The organism is Sphingobium sp. AP50 (assembly GCF_900109095.1).
Classification (GTDB): Bacteria; Pseudomonadota; Alphaproteobacteria; order Sphingomonadales; family Sphingomonadaceae; genus Sphingobium.
In genome coordinates, this window is sequence record NZ_FNYZ01000013.1 from 82120 (window position 1) to 102801 (window position 20682).

24 protein-coding genes are annotated in these 20682 nt (G+C 64.4%); 14 read left to right on the top strand and 10 right to left on the bottom strand.

Annotated elements, in window-relative coordinates; translation table 11 throughout:
* The first annotated feature begins 5 nt into the window (after positions 1 to 5).
* The 3 genes from BMY84_RS19085 (at position 6) to BMY84_RS19095 (ending at position 1041) form a co-directional block, all read left to right on the top strand.
* Complete coding sequence (locus BMY84_RS19085) at positions 6 to 599, top strand: hypothetical protein (RefSeq protein WP_093085760.1); 594 nt, start codon at positions 6 to 8, stop codon at positions 597 to 599.
* On the top strand, positions 596 to 787 hold the full coding sequence (locus BMY84_RS19090; protein WP_093085761.1) for a helix-turn-helix transcriptional regulator: 192 nt from the start codon (positions 596 to 598) through the stop codon (positions 785 to 787). The genes BMY84_RS19085 and BMY84_RS19090 overlap by 4 nt, the downstream gene beginning before the upstream one ends.
* A 74-nt stretch (positions 788 to 861) precedes the next feature.
* Positions 862 to 1041: a hypothetical protein gene (locus BMY84_RS19095; protein ID WP_093085763.1), complete on the top strand. Its 180-nt coding sequence runs from the start codon at positions 862 to 864 to the stop codon at positions 1039 to 1041.
* Positions 1042 to 1044: 3 nt separating this feature from the next.
* On the opposite strand, the gene BMY84_RS19100 is transcribed toward BMY84_RS19095, so the two are convergent.
* From BMY84_RS19100 to coaBC, 4 genes are read right to left on the bottom strand one after another with little or no spacing between them, the layout of a single operon-like run.
* Positions 1045 to 1410 (bottom strand): DsrE family protein, encoded by a 366-nt coding sequence (locus BMY84_RS19100; RefSeq protein WP_093085764.1) that lies wholly within the window; start codon positions 1408 to 1410, stop codon positions 1045 to 1047.
* A complete protein-coding gene (locus BMY84_RS19105; RefSeq protein WP_093085766.1) occupies positions 1398 to 2168 on the bottom strand; it encodes a HesA/MoeB/ThiF family protein in 771 nt (256 codons plus the stop codon). Before BMY84_RS19105 ends, BMY84_RS19100 begins: the two co-directional genes overlap by 13 nt.
* A 4-nt stretch (positions 2169 to 2172) precedes the next feature.
* A complete protein-coding gene (gene dut, locus BMY84_RS19110) occupies positions 2173 to 2628 on the bottom strand; it encodes a dUTP diphosphatase (RefSeq protein ID WP_093085767.1) in 456 nt (151 codons plus the stop codon).
* On the bottom strand, positions 2603 to 3847 hold the full coding sequence (gene coaBC, locus BMY84_RS19115) for a bifunctional phosphopantothenoylcysteine decarboxylase/phosphopantothenate--cysteine ligase CoaBC (RefSeq protein WP_093085769.1): 1245 nt from the start codon (positions 3845 to 3847) through the stop codon (positions 2603 to 2605). The genes dut and coaBC overlap by 26 nt, the downstream gene beginning before the upstream one ends.
* Before the next feature lie 56 nt (positions 3848 to 3903).
* Here coaBC and BMY84_RS29355 point away from each other — a divergent pair, with 56 nt between their 5' ends.
* Complete coding sequence (locus BMY84_RS29355) at positions 3904 to 4395, top strand: hypothetical protein (protein ID WP_143075092.1); 492 nt, start codon at positions 3904 to 3906, stop codon at positions 4393 to 4395.
* Here BMY84_RS29355 and BMY84_RS19120 read toward each other — a convergent pair.
* Genes BMY84_RS19120 through BMY84_RS19130 form a run of 3 tightly spaced genes read right to left on the bottom strand, consistent with a single transcriptional unit; the run spans position 4369 to position 7098 of the window.
* Complete coding sequence (locus BMY84_RS19120; RefSeq protein ID WP_143075093.1) at positions 4369 to 4842, bottom strand: hypothetical protein; 474 nt, start codon at positions 4840 to 4842, stop codon at positions 4369 to 4371. The genes BMY84_RS29355 and BMY84_RS19120 overlap by 27 nt on opposite strands.
* On the bottom strand, positions 4821 to 6359 hold the full coding sequence (ubiB, locus tag BMY84_RS19125) for a 2-polyprenylphenol 6-hydroxylase (protein ID WP_093085772.1): 1539 nt from the start codon (positions 6357 to 6359) through the stop codon (positions 4821 to 4823). The genes BMY84_RS19120 and ubiB overlap by 22 nt, the downstream gene beginning before the upstream one ends.
* Before the next feature lie 7 nt (positions 6360 to 6366).
* The gene (locus BMY84_RS19130; RefSeq protein ID WP_093085773.1) at positions 6367 to 7098 is read right to left on the bottom strand and encodes a class I SAM-dependent methyltransferase; all 732 of its coding nucleotides are present in this window, start codon (positions 7096 to 7098) and stop codon (positions 6367 to 6369) included.
* An 80-nt stretch (positions 7099 to 7178) separates the two neighbouring features.
* Here BMY84_RS19130 and mutM point away from each other — a divergent pair, with 80 nt between their 5' ends.
* The 4 genes from mutM to BMY84_RS19150 all read left to right on the top strand — a co-directional run bounded on the left by mutM (position 7179) and on the right by BMY84_RS19150 (position 11016).
* A complete protein-coding gene (gene mutM / locus BMY84_RS19135) occupies positions 7179 to 7991 on the top strand; it encodes a bifunctional DNA-formamidopyrimidine glycosylase/DNA-(apurinic or apyrimidinic site) lyase (RefSeq protein ID WP_093085872.1) in 813 nt (270 codons plus the stop codon).
* Between the two features lie 116 nt (positions 7992 to 8107).
* Positions 8108 to 8371: a 30S ribosomal protein S20 gene (gene rpsT / locus BMY84_RS19140; RefSeq protein ID WP_093010818.1), complete on the top strand. Its 264-nt coding sequence runs from the start codon at positions 8108 to 8110 to the stop codon at positions 8369 to 8371.
* A gap of 420 nt (positions 8372 to 8791) precedes the next feature.
* A complete protein-coding gene (gene dnaA / locus BMY84_RS19145) occupies positions 8792 to 10198 on the top strand; it encodes a chromosomal replication initiator protein DnaA (RefSeq protein ID WP_093085775.1) in 1407 nt (468 codons plus the stop codon).
* Between the two features lie 209 nt (positions 10199 to 10407).
* Complete coding sequence (locus tag BMY84_RS19150) at positions 10408 to 11016, top strand: peptidylprolyl isomerase (protein ID WP_093085776.1); 609 nt, start codon at positions 10408 to 10410, stop codon at positions 11014 to 11016.
* A 142-nt stretch (positions 11017 to 11158) separates the two neighbouring features.
* Here BMY84_RS19150 and BMY84_RS30195 read toward each other — a convergent pair whose 3' ends face one another.
* Positions 11159 to 11527 carry a transposase gene (locus BMY84_RS30195; protein WP_218146988.1) on the bottom strand — a complete coding sequence of 123 codons (369 nt, stop codon included), beginning with the start codon at positions 11525 to 11527 and terminating at the stop codon, positions 11159 to 11161.
* A 150-nt stretch (positions 11528 to 11677) separates the two neighbouring features.
* Positions 11678 to 11857, bottom strand: a complete 180-nt coding sequence (locus BMY84_RS30845; protein WP_218146989.1) for an IS110 family transposase — start codon at positions 11855 to 11857, stop codon at positions 11678 to 11680.
* 502 nt (positions 11858 to 12359) lie between these two features.
* On the opposite strand from BMY84_RS30845, the gene BMY84_RS19160 reads away from it, so the two are divergent.
* The 6 genes from BMY84_RS19160 (at position 12360) to argB (ending at position 19961) form a co-directional block, all read left to right on the top strand.
* A complete protein-coding gene (locus tag BMY84_RS19160; RefSeq protein WP_093085778.1) occupies positions 12360 to 13631 on the top strand; it encodes a hypothetical protein in 1272 nt (423 codons plus the stop codon).
* Positions 13628 to 14266 carry a chromosomal replication initiator DnaA gene (locus BMY84_RS19165; RefSeq protein ID WP_093085779.1) on the top strand — a complete coding sequence of 213 codons (639 nt, stop codon included), beginning with the start codon at positions 13628 to 13630 and terminating at the stop codon, positions 14264 to 14266. The genes BMY84_RS19160 and BMY84_RS19165 overlap by 4 nt, the downstream gene beginning before the upstream one ends.
* Before the next feature lie 3 nt (positions 14267 to 14269).
* A complete protein-coding gene (locus BMY84_RS19170) occupies positions 14270 to 16408 on the top strand; it encodes an RNA degradosome polyphosphate kinase (RefSeq protein ID WP_093085781.1) in 2139 nt (712 codons plus the stop codon).
* 6 nt (positions 16409 to 16414) lie between these two features.
* Positions 16415 to 17932 carry a Ppx/GppA family phosphatase gene (locus BMY84_RS19175; protein WP_093085782.1) on the top strand — a complete coding sequence of 506 codons (1518 nt, stop codon included), beginning with the start codon at positions 16415 to 16417 and terminating at the stop codon, positions 17930 to 17932.
* 254 nt (positions 17933 to 18186) lie between these two features.
* Positions 18187 to 18858, top strand: a complete 672-nt coding sequence (locus BMY84_RS19180) for a queuosine precursor transporter (protein WP_093020911.1) — start codon at positions 18187 to 18189, stop codon at positions 18856 to 18858.
* A 185-nt stretch (positions 18859 to 19043) separates the two neighbouring features.
* Complete coding sequence (gene argB, locus BMY84_RS19185; protein ID WP_093085784.1) at positions 19044 to 19961, top strand: acetylglutamate kinase; 918 nt, start codon at positions 19044 to 19046, stop codon at positions 19959 to 19961.
* Positions 19962 to 20086: 125 nt separating this feature from the next.
* Here the strand turns inward: argB and BMY84_RS19190 are convergent, their stop codons facing one another.
* Positions 20087 to 20638, bottom strand: a complete 552-nt coding sequence (locus BMY84_RS19190) for a GNAT family N-acetyltransferase (RefSeq protein WP_093085785.1) — start codon at positions 20636 to 20638, stop codon at positions 20087 to 20089.
* Positions 20639 to 20682: the final 44 nt, after the last annotated feature.

The window sequence follows — 20682 nt, forward strand, 5'->3', positions numbered from 1 at the left end:
CGCCCATGGCCACCGACGACATGACATATCCCGCTCCCTGGCGGCTTGGCTTGGCGGTAGCGCTTTTCTGTCTGCTGATGTTTGGGGCGGGGCCGGTGGCGACGGCCCTGCAACTGACCGGCAATGCCAAGCTGCCCTTGCTCATTCCCGGTTTCGCCGCATTGCTGTGGATGGGGTGGGAATCGCGCCGCTACATCAGGCTGACGGGTAACGCCACGCCGGCCATGATGCGCTATATGCGGCGGCTGATTCCGCTCTGGATCATCTATGCGCTGTTGCTGATCGCCGCGATCAACCTGCAACGCGCACTGGCCCCACAAGGCGCGCTGGCCGTGGCGATCGCGATCCTGCCCGCGCTGCCGCTGATCGGCTTCATCTGGGCGATGGGGCGGCTGTTCGTGGAGGAAAGCGACGAATATCAGCGGATGCTGCATGTCCGGCGGGCGCTGATCGCGACCGGATTTCTGCTGGTGGTGTCGACGGTCTGGGGCTTTCTGGAAAGTTCCGGCCTTGCGCCGCATGCACCGGCCTGGTGGGCCTTCATCCTGTGGAATATCGGCTTGATCGTGGCCGGTATCCTGCCATGGGGGCGGCGATGAAGAACCGGTTGAAGGTGCTGCGCGCGGAACGCGACTGGAGCCAGGGCGATCTGGCGGCGCAACTGGGCATCTCGCGCCAGAGCGTCAATGCGATCGAGACGGGCAAATATGATCCCTCCTTGCCGCTGGCCTTCCGCATCGCCGACCTGTTCGGCCTGACGATCGAGGCCATTTTCCTGCGCGATTGATCCTGTTCGGGCGTGGCCCTTGCCCGGCGGGGGCATTACGGATAATTTCCCCGGCGGAAAGGGAGGCAGGCAGGATGAAGGCGATGCGTTATGCGCTGAGCGCGCTGCTATGCTATGCCGCCTTCTGGGGCGCGGCCCATATCGGCCTGTTGCCCATATTGCGCACCGACAGCTTGCCCGATGCCGTGGCGCGGGCGACGCCCGGTACCGATGCGCCGCGCCAGATATGGCATTATCTGCCGATCATTCGCTAAGCTTCAGGCGAATAGCAGCCGGGCATCGTCGCCGGTCTGCTGAAGGAAAGCGACCGGGCCGCCCGTCTCGATCCCCGCAGGCAGCATGTCGGCCGACAGATCGGCCAGCGCCATCCCGCTCTGGCAGGCGATAATCGCGACCCCCAGCGCCAGTGCGTCCTCGATCAGGGCCGCCATGGAGGGCAATCCGGCCGCCTGATGCGCTTCATCGCGGGGGGCGATAATGGGCGCGCGCAGCAGGGCGACGGCATCGAGTTGCAGGAACAGCGTCGCGTCTCCGCCCAGCGCCGCCTGCGCCGCCGCCAGCACCAGTGCGCCGCGCAGTCGTTCCGCATCCGCCGTGGCGATCATGATCCTTAAGGGGCGCATAGTTCCGCAGCACAACCAATGCAGCCGGGATCCTTCGCCACGTCGATCGTGCGGAAGCGCATGGAGAGCAGGTCGGCGATCAGCAGCCGCCCGGCCATGTCGGCGCCGAACGGCACCAGCGCGCGGATCACCTCCAGCGCGGCGAGGCTGCCGATCGTGCCGGTCAGCGCGCCGATCACGCCGGTTTCGGCGCAATTGCGCTCCGGCGCATCCTGCGGCGCGCCGACCAGGCAGCGATAACAGGGCTTGTCCTGTTCCCAACCGCGATAGGTGGATAGCTGTCCTTCGAACGGTCCGACCGCCGCCGACACCAGCGGAATGCGCAGCCGTTGCGCGGCATCCGCCACGACCAGACGGGTGTCGAAATTGTCGCAGCCATCCAGCACGATATCGGCTTCGCGCAGGATCAGGTCGGCATTGTCGGCATCGATCCGGGCGTTGATCGGGATCAGCTTGATATCGGGGTTCAGCCGCGCCACCGCCGCCATCGCGGCTTCTGCTTTGGGTGCACCGATATCCGTCGTGCCGAACAGAACCTGTCGCTGAAGGTTGGACAGGGCAACCGCGTCATCGTCGATCACGCGGATCGTGCCGACGCCGGCAGCGGCGAGATAGAGGATCGCCGGGCTGCCGATGCCGCCCGCGCCGATCACCGCGACATCGGCCGACAGCAACCGCGCCTGACCCGCGCCGCCAATCTCCTTGAGGACGATATGCCGGGCGTAGCGCTCAAGCTGATCGTCGCTCAGCATCGTCATCGCGTCACACTCCTGTCGAACCGAAACCGCCCTGTCCCCGGGCGGTATCGTCGAGACTATCGACTTCCACGAAGCTGGCAAGCTGCACCGGGGCCACGACCAGCTGGGCGATGCGATCGCCACGCTTGATCGGGAAAGGCTGATCGCCATGGTTGATCAGCAGCACCTTGAGTTCGCCGCGATAGTCGGCATCGATGGTACCGGGCGTGTTGGGCAGGGTGATGCCATGTTTGAGCGCCAGACCGGACCGGGGGCGGACCTGAATTTCATAGCCTTCGGGGATTGCCAGTGCAAAGCCGGTCGCGACCGGATGGCGCCCGCCCGGATGCAGCACCATGTCCTCCGCCGACACCACATCCATGCCCGCCGCATGGGCGGTGGCATAAGCGGGGACCGGCAGTCCCTCGCCATGGGGCAGGCGCTTGAGCTGGATATCAATCGGGGCGAGCGGAGAGGGCATTGGCAACCTTTTCGATGAGTTTGTCGGCGACTTCCCCCTTGGGCAGGGTCGGCCATGTTTCGATTCCGGCGGTGGTGACGATCTGTACGGTGTTGGCGTCGCCTCCCATCACGTCTCCGGATACGTCATTGGCGACGATCCAGTCCGCGCCTTTCCTTGCCAGCTTGGCGCGGGCATGGTCGGCGATCTGCTGCGTTTCGGCGGCGAAGCCGACCAGCAGGGCCGGGCGCTGCGCGTGATGGCCGAGCGTCGCGAGGATATCGGGATTTTCGACCAGCGTCAGCGGGGCGGGCTGGCCCGATCCGTCCTTCTTCAGCTTCTGGTCGGCGGCGTCGGCGGTGCGCCAGTCGGCCACGGCGGCGACCATGATCGCCGCGTCGGCGGGCAGGGCGTTTTCGACGGCGGCCAGCATCTGGCGCGCGGTTTCCACGTCGACGCGATCGACCCCGGCAGGCGTGGGCAGATGGACCGGCCCGGCGACCAAAGTCACCCGCGCGCCGGCCCGCGCGGCGGCGGCGGCAATGGCAAAGCCCTGTTTGCCCGACGATCGGTTGGCGATGTAGCGCACCGGGTCGATCGGCTCATGCGTCGGCCCGGCGGTGATCAGGATATGCCTGCCCGCCAGCGGCCGGGCATCTCCGGCGAAATCGGGCTGGCCCGCCAGCATATCGGCCAGGAGAGGGAAGGCGAGCAGGCGCGCGATTTCCGCGGCAATGGCTTCGGGTTCGGGCAGGCGGCCCTTGCCGAATTCCCCGCAGGCCATGGCACCGTCATCCGGCTCCATCACATGCACGCCATCGGCCCGCAGTTGGTGCAGGTTCCGCTGGGTCGCCTTGTGATGCCACATGCGCACATTCATGGCGGGGACGGCCAGCACCGGCTTGTCGGTGGCGAGCAGCAATGTGGTGGCGAGATCATCGGCAATACCGTTCGCCATCTTGGCAAGGATATTGGCGGTCGCGGGTGCGACGACCACCAGATCGGCCTGACGGCTAAGCTGGATATGCCCGATCTCGCGCTCGGCCTTCAGGTCGAACAGATCCTCATAGACCTGATCCTCGGTCAGCACGCCCAGCGACAGCGGCGTCACGAACTGCGCTGCGCTTTCCGTCAGCACCGCTCGCACGGCAATACCGCGCTTGCGTAGCAGCCGCACCAGTTCGAGCGATTTATAGGCAGCAATGCCGCCGGAAATGATGAGGAGGACGCGCTGGGTCATGGTCGACTGCACATTTGGTCGTGCGGTGGTGGCTTGTCCAGACTATTGATCGTCACATGAAGCGGAACTGCGGGATGTGGAAATGGTTTACGCCTTTGGCGGCGTTGTTTTTGACGGGATGCTCGCTGCCACCGCCTGTCGTGGTTGCCATGATGGAAGCGGACGGATTGACCTTCCATGTGCGCCATCGCGGTTTCGTAGAGCGGATATTTGGCTGGGATGACGAAGGTGAAACCGTTGACCGGGTTTCCATTGTGGACGGTAATTCGGCGATCCTGCGTTTCGAACGAGATCGGGGGACTGATTCATCATCCTGCCGGTCTTCAACGACATTTCCGGTAAGATTAGGCGAAATACGCTGCGGCTATCGATGGATTGGCAAAGCCAGCCTGCTGCGCGCCCATATCGTTTACCACATCTATCTCGATTCCTGTTCTGGATTGGGACAGAGCTGTGACAGCGGCGCGGCACAATATTGGTCGGATACGCCGGTCGGGCGCTTCCAACTCTCGCAGGATGGATCAGTCCGCAACCTCCGGCCCGATTAGGGCGCGACACAAGGTTGCGCATAATGCGCCGCAGATCATGCCGGTGAGGATCAGGTTGCCCAAGAGTGTCTGCCCCAGTCCCAGCGGATAGGAATAGGCAAACAGGGCGGGCGGCCCGAGAATCACCCCAGCGATGATCCAGAATGGCCAGTTGAGGCGGGCCGCGATGACAGGTTCGATACGGAACATGGCCTGCACGACCAGCAGTACGAGCGGCCACACGGCAAATAGGGCAAACAGCCCGGCGGGCAGGACAAAGAAAAATCCGCTCACCAGCAATTGCGCAGGGTTACGGATCATTTCCCAATCCGGGCCGAAAGGTGCTCCGGGATAAATGTCCAGCACGAAGCAGAACAGGCTTAGCCAGCAAGTGAGCGTCGATGCAAGCAGCAGGCGGTAATAGGGATGATCCCGCCTGCTAACCATCACAGGAACTGCATGCCCCACATCGCGCCAGCCCCTGCCACCGCTGCGATCACCGCGACCGCGCCATAGCGCCAGCCGCCGCCGATCCGCATCAGCTTTACCTCGCTCAGCGGGGGCGGGGGCGGGGCGCCGCCCTTTTCGGGGAAGGCATCCTCGATCCGCTTGACCAGGCCGGGCAGCCGCTGGAGCGTGCGCCAATTTTCGATCAGCGCGTCGGCGACCTTTGCCTCCGGCCCCAATTCGTCGCGCAGCCAGTTCTTCACATAGGGGCCGCTCGTTTCCCACAGGTTGATGTCGGGGTCGAGCGCGGTGGCCACGCCCTCCACCATCACCATCGTCTTCTGGAGCAGCAGCAGATGCGGCTGGGTCTGCATGTCGAAATCGCGGGTGATGGCGAACAGCCCATCCAGCATTCCGCCGACCGAGAGTTCGCGCACCGGCTTGCCGCGCATCGGTTCGCCCACGGCGCGAAGGGCGGTCGCGAATTCGTCGACATTATGGTGGCCGGGCACATATTGCGCCTCGAAGTGGATTTCCGCGACGCGCTTATAATTGCCGGTGATGAGGCCGTAGAGAATTTCCGCCAGCCACATGCGCGCGCGCCGGTCGATCCGGCCCATGATGCCGAAATCGATCGCGACGATATCGCCATTGGCCTTCACGAACAGGTTCCCCTGATGCATGTCGGCGTGGAAGAAGCCTTCCGCAATCGCCTGCCGCAGGAAGGCGTTGACGAGCCGGGCGGCCAGATCCTTCACATCATGGCCCGCCGCGATGAGAGCGTCGCGATCGGAAATCTTGATCCCGTCGATCCACTCCATCGTCATAACCTTGCCGGTCGTACGGTCCCAGTCGATGGCGGGGATGCAATAGCCGGGCATCGCCTCCATGGCTTCGCTGAGTTCGGAGGCGGATGCGGCTTCGCGGCGCAGGTCCAGTTCGCGCACGGTCCAGCGCTTGAAGTTCGCGATGACCAAGCGCGGGCGCAGCCGGGCAATCTCCCCGCCCAGCATCTCGACATGGGCGGCGGCCCATTCATAGGTCTGGATGTCGCGATTGAACTTGTCGATCACGCCGGGGCGGATCACCTTGACCGCGACGTCGCGCCCGTCGGTCGTGACCGCGCGATGTACCTGCGCGATGGAGGCGGCGCCGACGGGCACTTCATCAAAGCGGCTATAGACCTGCTCCAGCGGACGGCCGAAGCTGGTTTCGATCTGCGCCCGGATCGTGTCGAACGGCACGGGGGGCAGGGCGTCCTGCAAGCGGAGCAGATCATTCGCGGCATGATCGCCGACCAGATCGGGCCGGGTCGCCAGCGTCTGGCCCAGCTTGATCGCGGCCGGGCCGATCGACTGGAAAGCGTCGGCATAGCGGGGCTGCTTGGGCACGCGCGCGCCGAAGCGGGCGATGCGGATGAGGCGACGGACCGGGCCGGGGGTGAGCGGATCGCGCTCGATCCCCGTCAGCGCGCCATGCCGCGCCAGGGTGCGGCCCCATTTCAGGAGGCGCCAGATATGCGTGATGTGGGCGGTCATGCGAGCTTCAGATCTTCCAGCCCGAATGGATCGCAACCAGTCCGCCCAGGATCGGTTCCACCTTCGTATTCACGAATCCCGCCTCGCGGATCATGCTTTCGAACTTGGGCATGGGCGGGAAGCGGCGGATCGATTCGATCAGATAACGATAGCTGTCCGCGTCATTGGCGAAGAGCTTGCCCAGATGTGGGACCAGCTTGTGCGAATAGACGTCATAGACGTCGGAAAAGCCCGGCCAGGTCGTGGTCGAAAATTCCAGGCAGAAGAAACGCCCGCCGAACTTCAGCACGCGATTGGCCTCGCGCAGCGCCTGGTCGATATGCGTGACGTTACGAATGCCGAAGGCGATCGTATAGGCGTCGAATTCCCGATCGCCGAAGGTCAGCGTCTCGGCATTCTGTTCCGACCAGATGAGGCCATCCAGCCCCTTCTTCTGCGCCCGCTCGACACCCACGCCCAGCATTTCGGGATTGATGTCCGACACGGTGACATGTGCGCCATGCTTGTGCATGCGAAAGGCGATGTCGCCGGTACCGCCCGCCATGTCGAGAATCTGCTCGCCGGCGCGCGGCTTTACCCGGCGCACGAACTGGTCCTTCCACAACCGATGCGCGCCGCCCGACATGGCGTCGTTCATCAGGTCATATTTGGCCGCCACGTTGGAGAAGACTTCGCGGACCATGCCCGCCTTTTCAGCGGCATCGACGTCGCGATACCCGAAGGATGCTGTTTCGCTCATGATAGCCCTCTAGACACAGATGCAGCGCTGTTCCAGCCATGAAGCTGGTTATTATGTCCCCTCATAACTAGATGCGGATCATGCCTGAGCTTCCCGAAGTTGAAACCACCGTCGCGGGCCTGCGGTCCGTGTTGCAGGATAGCGTGCTGACGCGGGTCGAACCGCGCCGTGCGGACCTGCGCTGGCCGATTCCGGTGGACCTGCGCCAGCGGATGACCGGCGCGCGGGTGACGGGCCTGTCCCGCCGCGCCAAATATGGCCTCATCGAAACCGATCGCGGCGATATGATGATCTTTCACCTCGGCATGTCGGGGCGCTGGCGAATCGATCCGCCGGAAATCGGGGCGCATGACCATCTGCTGATCGAGACGGGCAGCGGCCATCTTCTTTCGCTCAACGATCCGCGCCGGTTCGGATCGATCGATCTGGTGCGGTCGGATGCTTGGGCGGCCTATTCGCCCTTCACCCGCATGGGGCCGGAACCGCTGGGGCCGGATTTCGGTGTCGCGATGCTGGCCGCCGCGCTCAAGGGCAAGGGGACGTCGATCAAGGCGGCGCTGCTGGACCAGCGGATCGTCGCGGGGCTGGGCAACATCTATGTCTGCGAAGCGCTCAACATGGCGGGCATCGCGCCGACTCGGGCGGCGGGCAAGATCAGCCGACCGCGACTCACCCTGCTGGTGGAGGCGATTCGGGAGGTGCTGACCGCCGCGATCGTCGCGGGCGGCTCCACCCTGCGCGATTATGCGCGGCCGGATGGCGAACTGGGCTATTTTTCCAAACAATGGCGCGTCTATGGCCGCGAAGGCCAGCCTTGCCTGTGCGGCGGCACGGTCCAGCGCCGAGTCGATGGGGGCAGGTCCACCTTCTTCTGTCCGAAATGCCAGAAATAGCGCGGGTCCGGGCGGTTGACGCCCGCCCGGATACTCTGTAAGGGGCGCTCCTTCACGAGGCAGATCGAACAGTCGATTGGCCTCTTCCCGAGATTTGACGAGAACCGAGGAATAGAATGGCCAATACGCCGCAAGCCAAGAAGCGCATCCGCCGCAACGAGCGTCGCGCCGCAATCAATGGCGCCCGCATCAGCCGGATCCGCACCCTGGTGAAGAAGGTGGAAGCCGCCATCACCGCTGGTGACAAGGATGTCGCCGCAACCGCCCTTCAGGCCGTTCAGCCCGAACTGGCCCGTGGCGTCGCTCGCGGCGTGCTGCACAAGAACACTGCCGCTCGCAAGTTCGGCCGTCTGACGAAGGCTGTCGGCGCTATCGCCTGATCCTTTGACGCCTGACAGCGTACAAGGCCCGCTCCGGATTACCGGAGCGGGCCTTTTGTCGTTTGTTCACGAATCGGTAATTATTACGTAACGACGGATTTCCCGCGATTCGACGCACTGCGGCATAAACGCATGCAAATAATCCGTTGTTTTTACACGATAATTTGCTTTTCCCTCGATTCCCGTGGGTTTGCCGAGTCAACGGCTTTATTTCACTTTTTTGAACCGGGCTGCCCTTGATCCCGTCGCGCAGCCCCGTCTATTTTTGAAATCCGGTCGCCGTCGAATCACCTCAGCGGCCGTCATGTGAGATCATTTGTCGCAAGGAACTCGGGAAACGGGGGCGTTTCCGGGGAAGGTTCCTTGCGTCGAGTTTTCCTGCCCGAAAACGGGGGGCATAGCTTTAGTGGGTCGGCAAGAATGAAGGATAATGTGCGCGTGGTTGGTTGGCAGGATGGACAGGTGAGCCAGGCTGATATGGGCCTGGAATCCGCCTGGACGGCCATCCGTGCGGGCCTGCGCCGCGACATCGGTGCCCGCATGTTCGACCAGTGGCTCAAGCCCGTGCGGCTGGGCGACTATTGCGCCGATTCGCAGACGCTGGACCTGCTGGTCGCCAGTGACTTCAGCGCCAATTTCGTGTCCGGCCAGTTTGGCGACCGCCTGCGCATGGCATGGCGCAGTGCGTCGGTCGGCGTGCGCGAAGTGCGCCTGCGCCGGGCGCCCGACGCCACTGGCCCGCGCCTGCTGGAAGTCGTGCATGTCGAGGCGGCATCGCCCGCCGAAGCGGCCCCCACGGTCATCGCGTCCAACTTCCTGCCGCGCCATGGCTTTGCCGACTTCATCGTCGGCGACACCAACCGTCTGGCCTTCTCCGCTGCGCAGGCGATGGCGGGCGAGGCGCAGCCGCGCTTCACCCCGCTGTTCATCCATGGCGGCACGGGGCAGGGCAAGACGCATCTGCTGCATTCGATCGCGGCGGCCTTCTCCGGCCATTCGCCCTCGGAGCCTGTGCTCTACATGTCGGCCGAACGCTTCATGATGGAGTTCGTGAATGCGATGCGCGCCAATGAGACGATGGCGTTCAAGGCGCGCCTGCGCGCGGCTCGCCTGCTGCTGATCGACGATATTCAGTTCATCGCGGGCAAGGGATCGACGCAGGAAGAGTTTCTCCACACGATCAACGACCTGATCGATGCCGGTGCGCGCATCGTCGTCACCGCCGACCGGGCGCCGCAACTGCTCGAATCGATCGACGCGCGTATCCTGTCGCGTCTGGCCGGTGGTCTGGTGGCCGATATCCAGCCGGCTGGTCTGGACCTGCGCCTCGCCATTCTCGAATCGAAGCGGCTGGTTGCGGGCGATCCGCCCGTGCCCGATGCGGTCATCGATTTCCTGGCCCGGTCGATCCGTTCGAACGTGCGCGAACTGGAAGGCGCCTTCAACAAGCTGGTCGCTTACGGCCAGTTGACCGGCCGCTCGATCGATCTCGACTTCGCGCAGCAGATGCTGGCCGATACGGTCCGCGCCAATGCTCGTCGCCTGACTGTCGATGAAATCCAGAAGGCCTGCGCTGCCCATTTCAAGATCGATCCGTCCGAAATGCGGTCCAAGCGTCGTGCGCGCGCCGTGGCCCGGCCGCGTCAGGTCGCCATGTATCTCGCCAAGAAAATGACGCCGCGCTCGCTGCCGGAAATCGGCCGCATCTTCGGTGGGCGCGATCACAGCACGGTGATCCATGCCGTGAAAACGATCGAGGCGCTGCGCGAGAGCAATCCCGACATGGACGCCGACGTCCGCGCCCTCCAGCGTCTGCTGGAAGGCTGAACGCCGCCTCTGGCGTTGACGGCAGGAGCGGCTAATGGTCCGATTCTGACATTCGATACCGCTTGAAGCCATGTGGCACACGAATGTCAGAATCTATTCGGACCATTAGCAATATTTACTCCTAGTGGATTTTGCGATTTTGACATTTGCAGACCCATCCCAGCCGACAGGGGATGCAAATGTCAAAATCAATCCACTAGGCTGGCGGCATGATTCGCCAGATTGCCTTCGCGCTCCTCGCCATGCTCGCCCTTTCGCCCGCTGCGGCTCAGTCCCCGGCGGCGCCTCCACCGCCCGGCGATGTGCGGGTGACGCTGGAAACGGACAGGGGACGGATCGTGATCGCGGTCCATGCCGACAAGGCGCCGATCACGGGCGGCAATTTCCTCAAATATGTCGATCAGAAGCGGCTGGACGGCACCCAATTCTATCGTGGCGTCGGCGCGCCGGACTATGGCTTCGTCCAGGGCGGGGCACAGAATGACCCCAAGCGCATCCTGCCGCCGATCAAGCATGAACCCACGAATCAGACGGGCCTTGCCCATGATGATGGCGCGCTGTCGATGGCCCGTTATGCGCCGGGTAGTGCGACCGGCGACTTCTTCATCGTGCTGGGCAAGATGCCCGCGATGGATGCGCATCCTGATGCACCGGGCGACAATGTCGGCTTTGCCGTCTTCGCTCATGTGGTGGAGGGGCTGGACGTGGTGAAGGCGATCCTCGTCGCGCCCAAATCGGCAACGGCGGGGGAGGGCGTGATGAAGGGGCAGATGCTGGAGACGCCGGTGAAGATTATCACCGCGCGGCGGGTGCCTTGAACTTCTGATGACGGCCCCTGCCCTGAGCCTGTCGAAGCCCGGTCTTGTTCTTAAAGAAGTGCAACCGCCTGCGGCTGCCGCTCAGCAACCCTATTGAGTGTTGAGCGGGCTAGCCCATGGTTTATCCCGCTAAACGATAGTGTCAGCGATTATGAGGAGTTTTCTGGCGCATGCAGTGAGGGCCTGTTTGTGGTTTTTGCCGGCGTCTGTAGGTGTCGACCAGAGTCATGTTCCATCGGAAGCTGGCCGGGAGGGCGGCAGCGTAGAGGTCGCGGCTGACGCGATGGCGGCCACCGGCGATATGTCTTTGACCGCGATAATGGCCGCTGTCCCGGTCGAAAGTCGCCAGACCGGAGAGGCTTGCGGCCTGGGTGCGGGAGAGACGGCTCAGTTCGGGCACTAGGACGAGCAGGGTCAGGGCGGTACGCCGCCCGATGCCCGGACCGCTCTGGATGAGAGCAAGCCGACGAGCCAGATCATGCAAGCCGGCGATGGCCTTGCCCAGCAGCAACAGCTCCGCCTTGATCCGCCGGGCCAGCCGTTCGGCCTCACGGGCAACCGTCCGTTGCAGGCGCGGCGTGCGATAGGCCTTGCGGCGCGTCTTCGTGCGGGCATGGTGGCCTCGAGTTGCTCGATCAGACGCAGATGCTCGGCCAGCTTTTCAAGGCGCGGATCGGGGGGGCATCGCGCGCCGTATCGACCTCGGCCGTGCAACGGGCAATCGGCGCGCATCAAGTCGGTCATTCTTGGCCAGTTTCAAACGGAACAGGGCAAAGGCACGCACCTGCCGGGGCTGGAACAACACAACTTCCATGCCGGCCTCCCGCAGAGCACCCGCCACGCCCTGCTCATACCCGCCTGACGCCTCCAGCCCGACCGTTCGGCAGGCCAGGCCAGCAGCCGTTCATACCTTCCAGGATCATTGGCTATCCGCAATGCCCCGACAGAGGGTGGCAGGCAATGTCCAGCCAGTTCTTGCCGATATCGATCCCGGCCACATGCATGCCATCAGGCACCATCTTCATTGATCCCCCGCCTTCGCGGGGGCAGGCTCTTCCTCGTCCAGGAGCCCATAACTCCAGCAACCATGCGGATCCGATGAAGTGGCCGACTGCGATCCTGCTGAGCCGCGTTCCTTCAAGAACCGGACGAACCCGATCCGACAGCCTATCGCAGGGTTGGGAGGAGGAGCGCCAACCCTGCTCCACCATCAACGTGGAAATCGAAGGATATCCCAACCGCCTAAGACGAACGGAGCTGGTATAAGAGTGCGCGGCGAAAGGTGGGGATAAGTCGCGCCTTGGCGCTTGGCATCACGGGCAAATCCCGCCAAAAGGGCGCCCGTGAGCCTGAGCCAGTCCCTTTCCCGCCCCGCAGCCGTCCTGCGCCTGCTCTCGCGGCCCGTCCAGATCCTTATCGCCATCGCGATCGGCCTCGCCGCTGCGGCGCTGTTCGCGCAGATGGAGGGGGAGCGCGGCGTGCCGCCGATCGCCAGTGGCGGCGATTTCGAGGTGCGCGGGGTGAAGGTCGACGTCTATGCCAAGGATGCCGACAGCGCCCGCTATGCCGGCTGGCGCATGGCGCAGCGACAGGCCTGGCGAATGCTGTGGACCCGCACCCATGGCGGCGGCGGTGCCCCGGCCCTGTCCGATTCGCAGCTGGAAGCGATGATCTCCGGCATTGAGGTCGAATATGAGCAGAATGGCCCCAATCGCTATGTCGCGACGCTGGGCATATTGTTCGATCGCGCGCGGACCGGCCAGTTGCTGGGCGTGTCCGGCAATGTGATGCGGTCGCCGCCCTTGCTGGTGATCCCGGTGCTATGGGATGGCGGATCGGCCGTATCCTATGAGCGGGTCAATGAGTGGCAGAAGGCCTGGGCGCGATATCGCACCGGCGACAGCGCGATCGATTATGTGCGCGTGGCCGGATCGATCGCCGATCCGATCCTGCTGAATGCGGGCCAGACCGGGCGGCGCGGGCGGCTGTGGTGGCGCGTGCTGCTCGACCAATATGGCGCGGCTGACGTGGTGATCCCGATCGCGCGGCTGGACCGGGCCTATCCGGGCGGTCCCGTCACCGGCACCTTCACCGCGCGCTATGGCCCGGACAATAGCCTGATCGGCAGCGTGACGCTGCGTGCGTCCAATGACAGCGGCATCGCCCAGATGATGGACGAGGGCGCGCGCCGCATCGACGAGCTTTATATCCGTGCGCTCAATGATGGCCGCCTGCGCCCCGACCCGTCGCTGATAATCGAGGAGCCGGTCGATCCCGACGCGCTGGCGATCGAGAATGCGGCTGACGCGCCGATCGAGGCGCTGGATGCGCCCATCGCGACTCCGGCGGCCGGGGCGACCAGCTTCACCATCCAGTTCGACACGCCCGATGTCGGATCGGTGGGGGCTGGCGAATCGACGCTGCGCTCCATCCCCGGCGTCCGGTCGGCCGCCACCAGCAGCCTGGCGCTGGGCGGTACGTCGGTCATGCAGGTCAGCTTCGATGGCACGGTGGAGATGCTGCGCGCCGGGTTGCAGGCACGCGGCTATACGGTGGCCGCATCCGGCACGACGCTGCGCATCACGCGGCGGCAGGCATCCCCGCCGCCGCAATGAGCCAGATCAGCCTGCCTTTCGACTGGCATGGTGGGGCCGGGGCAGGGGATTTCCTGGTCAGCGACGCCAACCGCCTTGCCGTCGCGCATCTGGAGCGCTGGCGCGACTGGCCGCTGTCGGTCAGCGTGCTGACCGGGCCGCCGCTATCGGGCCGGTCGACGCTGGCCGGACATTTCGCGCAGATGAGTGGCGGCGAGATTATCGACGATGCGCAGGGGCAGGACGAACATCGCCTGTTCCACGCCTGGAACGAGGCGCAGACCGAACGGCGCCCGCTGCTGATGATCGGCCGCACCGCGCCGGTGAACTGGACCGTGGCGCTGCCCGACCTGCGATCGCGTCTGGCCGCCGCGCCGCATGTCGCGATCGAGGAGCCGGACGAGTTGCTGGCCCGCGCGCTGATTTGCCGCGCTTTCGACCTGGCCGGGGCCAATTATGCGCCCGATGTGCCCGACTGGCTGCTGCGCCGGGTCGAGCATCGTTATGGTGCCATCGCAGAGGTGACGCAGTTGCTGGACCGGGCGGCGCTGTCATCTGGTCGTAAGATTTCGGTCGCAATGGCGAAAGAGTCCCTGCAATCCGCAGGCTTTTTGCCTATAGTCCCGCCCGATCCTTCCACCGACCAGCGCGAGTAATCCGTGGCCGAAGCCGATCCCATCGCCAGCCTGGCCACCGCCAGCGACCGCTATTTCAACCGCGAACTGTCCTGGCTGGCGTTCAACCAGCGGGTGCTGGAAGAGGCGATGAACCGCGCCCATCCGCTGCTGGAGCGGTTGCGATTCCTGTCGATTTCGGGCGCGAACCTCGACGAATTCTTCTCCGTGCGCGTGGCGGGGCTGAAGGGGCAGCAGTTGCAGGATGTCGACCTGCGCTCCGCCGACGGCCTGACCCCGGCGCAGCAATTGGGCGCGATCACCGACACCACGGCCGCGTTGATGCGCGCGCAGCAGAAGGTGTGGGGCGCGCTGCACGGCGAACTGACGCAGGTGGGGATAGAGGTGATCGGCCCGGCGGCGGAGATGGACTATCCCTGCGCCAACTGGCTGCGCGACCATTTCCTGACGCAGATTTTCCCGATTCTGACGCCGCAGGCGCTGGACCCGGCGCATCCCTTCCCCTTCATCCCCAATCAGGGGCTGTCGATCGTCTTCGATCTGGAGCGGCTGTCGGATAAGCAGCCGATCCGCGAGTTGGTGATGATCCCGTCCTCGCTCGCCCGCTTCGTGCGCATTCCCGGAGAGCCGGCGCGCTATATGGCGCTGGAGGCGGTGATCCGGCGCTTTTCGGCCGATCTCTTCCCCGGTTATCGGGTGCGCAACAGCGGCGTCTTCCGCATCATCCGCGACAGCGATATCGAAATCGAGGAAGAGGCGGAGGATCTGGTCCGCTATTTCCGCAGCGCCATCAAGCGCCGCCGCCGTGGCCGCGTGATCCGCATGGAGATAGAGGAGCGCATCCCCGAGCCGGTCGAAGAAATGTTGCAGGACATGCTCCAGGGCCATGAGGCGATCGTGGTCGAGGTGGAGGGCTTCATCGGCATCGGCGACCTGTCCGGCATCGTCGACGCCGATCGGCCCGATCTGAAGTTCGAACCCTATGTTCCCCGCTTCCCCGAGCGCATCCGCGAATATGGCGAAGACTGTTTCGCCGCGATCCGGGCCAAGGACATCGTCGTCCATCACCCTTATGAGGCGTTCGACGTCGTCGTTTCCTTCCTGAAGCAGGCGGCGTCCGACCCGGACGTGGTGGCGATCAAGCAGACGCTCTATCGCGCGGGCAAGCAGTCGGCGATCATTCGCGCCCTCATCGACGCGGCCGAGGCGGGCAAGTCGGTCACGGCGGTGGTCGAGTTGAAGGCGCGCTTCGACGAGGAGCAGAACATGCTCTGGGCCGACGCGCTGGAGCGGGCTGGCGTGCAGGTCGTCTATGGCTTCATCGACTGGAAGACCCATGCCAAGGTGTCGATGGTGGTGCGGCGCGAGGGCGAGCAGTTCCGCACTTACTGCCATTTCGGCACCGGCAATTATCATCCGATCACCGCCCGCATCTATACCGACCTCAGCTTCTTCACCGCCGATCCGGCCTATGGGCGGGACGCCGCGGCGCTGTTCAACTATATCACCGGCTATGTTGAACCGCAGAAGCTGGACCGGCTGGTGATCAGTCCGCGCAACCTGCGCGATACGTTGTGCGCGTGCATCGACGCGGAAATCGACCATGTCCGTGCGGGACGTCCCGGAACCATCTGGGCCAAGATGAATAGTCTGGTCGACCCGGCGATCATCGAGAAACTCTATGCGGCCAGCAATGCAGGCGTTCAGATCGACCTTATCATCCGTGGCATTTGCTGCCTGCGGCCCGGCGTGCCTGGCATGTCGGAAAATATCCGGGTGAAGTCGGTCGTCGGCCGCTTTCTGGAACATAGCCGTATCGCCGTGTTCGGAAATGGCAAGGCGCTGCCGAACAATGGCGCGAAAGTCTATATCAGTTCGGCCGACTGGATGCCGCGCAACTTCGACCGGCGCGTCGAATTCCTCGCCCCGGTGGAAAATGAGACGGTGCATGACCAGATCCTGGATCAGGTGATGGTCGCCAATCTGATCGACACCGAGCAAAGCTGGTCGCTGGACAGCGACGGCCTGTACACAAGGCTGGAGCCGGGCGACAAACCGTTCAACCTGCATCGTTATTTCATGACCAACCCGTCGCTGTCCGGGCGCGGCGCGGCCTTCGACAATGAGGCGGTGCCCACGCTCCGCCTGCGCGGAAAGGTCTGACCGGCGATGAATTCGATGCTGAGCCGTGTCCGCGCCGTCGCTGAAACCATGGTGACGTCGCCTGAACCGGCGCATGCGCGGACGGCCATCATCGACATTGGTTCCAACAGCGTGCGTCTGGTCGTCTATGACGGGCCGCGCCGCATCCCTTTCATCCTCTTCAATGAAAAGGTGATGGCCGGGCTGGGCGCGTCGCTGGCGAAGACGGGCGCGATCGAGCCGGAAGCCATGGAGCGCGGCCTGCGCGCCGTTGGCCGCTTCGTGCATCTGTGCCGCGCGATGAAGGTGACGGACATTCGCTGCGTTGCCACGGCGGCGGTGCGGGACGCGACCAACGGGCCGGACTTCATCGCCCGCGCCAAGGCGCTGGGCCTGACCGTCGAACTGCTGACCGGCGCGCAGGAAGCGATCGGTGCGTCGATGGGCGTGCTGTCCGGCATTCCCGATGCGGATGGCATTGTCGGCGATCTGGGCGGTGGCAGTCTGGAACTGGCGCGCATCCGCAATGGCCGGGTGGAACAGACGATCTCGCTGCCGCTGGGCGTGCTGCGCCTGCCGCAGATCCGCGCGAAAGGGCCGCGCATATTGGAGCGCACCGTTGCCCGGATGCTGGAAAAGGCTGGCTGGAAGTCCGAGCCGGACCTGCCCTTCTATCTGGTCGGCGGATCGTGGCGTGCGCTCGCCCGCTTCGACATGCAGTTGACCAGCTTTCCGCTGCCGGTCGTCCATCAATATGAAATGACCGCCGCGCGCGCGGAACAACTCACCCGCATCGTTTCCCATGTCGACCGCACCCGGTTGAAGCAGATCCCGGCGATGACAGGATCGCGTGTCCCGACGCTGCCCGATGCGACGGCTTTGCTGTCGGTCGTGGTGCGGCAGTTGAAATCCAGCCGCATGGTCGTGTCGGCCTATGGTCTGCGCGAAGGACTGCTGTACGAAGCCTTGCCGCCCGATATCCGCGCGCATGATCCGCTGCTGGTCGCGGCCGAGGCGGAAGGGGAGGCGCAGGCGCGCTTCCGGGGTCATGGCGACCGCATCGACCGCTGGATCGCGCCGCTCTTCCCGGATGATGACGCCGCCGCACGCCGCATCCGCCGCGCTGCCTGTCTGCTGGCAGATGTCAGTTGGCGCGCCAACCCGGATTTCCGCGCCGAACGCGGTGTGGAGATCGCGCTGCACAGCAATTGGGTCGGCATCACGGCGGCCGAACGGGCCATGCTGGCGCAGGCGCTGCATACGCATTTCGGCGGCGGACTCGCGGCACCGCTTGACCTTGATCGCATCGCTTCCCCCGAAACGCTGCGCCGCGCCGCGCTCTGGGGCCTCGCCATCCGTCTGGCCCAGCGCCTGTCGGGCGGGGTCGAAGGGCCGCTGTCCGTATCGCACCTGAAACGGGAGGAGGAACGCATCATCCTCAACCTGCGTGGTGAGGATGCCGACCTCTATGGCGAAGCGGTGGAGCGCCGGTTGCGCAATCTGGCACAGGCGATGGGCGTGAAATATCAATTGCTGGGCAGATAGGGCGGGAACGTCCTGCGAACGGCTATATCTACGAGTTCGTCATGCTGAACTTGGTTCAGCATCCATTTCTCCATTCGCGCTGGAACTGGCGGAGGCGCGGTAGGCGGAATAGTCGCCATGATCGCACCTCCGCAAAGGCGGAGGATGCTGCACGATGGATGCTGAAACAAGTTCAGCATGACGGTGGAGGATGTTGGCGCCGCGACGCCAGTCCCTATCTTCCCCCGCCGCGTAAATGCCGGTAAAGGCGGCCGATGACTTCCACGCCCGCGCCCATCAGCCGTTCGCTTTTCTTCTTTTCCATCTTCTATGGCGGCATGGTCTGCATTGCCGGCGTGCTGGGGAACAAGCAGGTGGCATTGGGGCCGCTTTCCGCGATCGGACCGATGGTGGGGCTGGGGCCGCTAGCGGTGGAGGCGGGCATCTTCGCCTTCCTGCTGCTCGTCACCATTTCCAGCGCGGTCGCTGAACTGCATGGCCGCGCTGTCGCCAACCGGCTGGTGCAGATCGGTTTCCTGCCGTTGATTGCGTCGATCCTGCTGTCGATCGTGGTGCTGGCTGCACCACCAGCCGGGGATATGGACCCGGAAAGGGCCAAGGCTTTCGCGATGATGATGGGCGGCACGCCGCGCATCTGGCTGGGCGGGATCATCGCCTATGGCATTTCGCAGACGCTGAACGTCACCCTGTTCGCCGCGCTCAAGGGGCGGGAGGGCAGCCGCCTGCTGTGGATGCGCGCGGCGCTGGCCAGCATCCTTTCGCAGATTGTCGACACGTTGCTGTTCGTGACCATCGCCTTCTATGGCGTCTTCCCGATCGGCGAACTGCTGATGGGCCAGATGATGGCCAAGGTGTTGCTGTCGGCCATTCTCGTGCCGCCGGTCATCTATCTGCTGGTTGGCCTGGGGCGACGACTGGATCGGTAATATTGGTTCGCGCAGAGGCGCAGAGTGCGCAGAGAAGACCGCGCCGAAGGCCTGTTTACAGCCTGCTGGTTACATCAGGCGCATGTTGAAAAGAGCGGCTTTGCCGCTCGTGCATATCCTTCGCGCGCTCTGCGCCTCTGCGCGAACAATTTCTTCCAAACTTGCCCCCACGGCCCTTTGGTCTTATGCGCGCGCGCATGAACAATAAGCACGCCCCTGATCCCGCGCTCCTCGCGAAGGCCGAAACCCTTGTCGAGGCGCTGCCCTATATGCAGCGATATGCCGGCAAGACCTTCGTCGTGAAATATGGCGGCCATGCCATGGGCGATCCGGAAGCGGCGCGCGATTTCGCCGAAGACGTCGTCCTGATGAAGGCGGTGGGCATTAATGTGGTCGTCGTTCATGGCGGCGGGCCGCAGATCGGCGCGATGCTCAAGAAGCTGGGCGTCGAATCGCAATTCATCGGCGGCCTGCGCGTGACCGACGCGGAAACCGCCAAGATCGCCGAAATGGTGCTGGCCGGATCGATCAACAAGGAAATCGTCGGCTGGATCGCCGGTGCGGGCGGCCGGGCGGTCGGCATTTCCGGCAAGGATGGCGGTCTGGTCCTGTGCGAAAAGGTGCTGGGCAAGCGCGAGGCGGACCCCAATTCCGGGATCGAACGCAATGTCGACCTGGGCTTCGTGGGCGAACCCGTCTCGGTCGACCGCCGCATTCTCGACACGCTGGCGCAGGACGGCATCATTCCGGTCGTCGCGCCGGTCGGCATCGGCACCGATGGCCATACCTATAATGTCAATGCCGACACCATGGCCGGGGCGATCGCCGCGGAACTGAAAGCCTCGCGCTTCTTCCTGCTGACCGATGTCGCGGGCGTGCTGGACAAGGACAAGAATCTGCTGACCGATCTCGATCCGGCGGCGATCGAATTGTTGCAGGCGGACGGCACGATCAGCGGCGGTATGATCCCGAAGCTGGAAACCTGCGTCCGCGCGGTCGAGAGCGGAGTGGACGCCGCCGTCATCCTCGACGGCCGGGTGCCGCATGCGATGCTGCTGGAAATCTTCACCGATCGGGGTGCGGGTACGTTGGTGCGGAAGTAAGGCCTGCTTGTTCCCCCTACCGCTTGCGGGAGGGATTGATGGGAGGGACGTGACTCCCATCAAGGGGGTGGGCATGCGCAAGGTTGCGTTGGCCCACCCCGCTGCGACTAAACTCGCTTCGCTCGTTAAGTCTCGCTACCCCTCCCGTTTACGGGAGGGGATGTAAGCACGCCCGGATCGGCCCACGCAATCCGCTTTTCCGGCAGCGTTCGGCCGTCGGGGCCGGGCTTGTTCCAGTCCTCGACCTCCACGCCGCCGCGCGCCGCATAAAAGCCCCGCGCCGCGACATTGTCGCTGTAGCACCACAGGAACAGGCCCGCGTCCGGCCAGCCCGCCAGCGCCCAGCGCGCCGCCTGATCCAGCAGGGCCGTGCCGATGCCGCCGCCCTTCGCGCTCGGCAGGGCATGGAGATTGTCGACCAGCGTGCCCCAGACCGGATCGGACCCGCCTATCACGCAGGTAAAGCCGACCGCTTCGCCATCCCGCTCTGCAATAATGACCCGCTGGCCCGGCGCCGGCGACTCCAGCCGCTGCGTCCATGTCGCCAGCCGTTCCGCCTCTATCCCGTCGGCCAGCCAGGCCGGGTCCATGATATGGGCATAGGCGACGCGCCAGCTTGCCACATGGATGGCGGCGATCAGCGGGGCGTCGGCGGGGCATGCATCTCGAAAGTCCATGCCGCCCTATAGCCGCCTTCCCAGGGCTTTGGCAGAATTTGCGC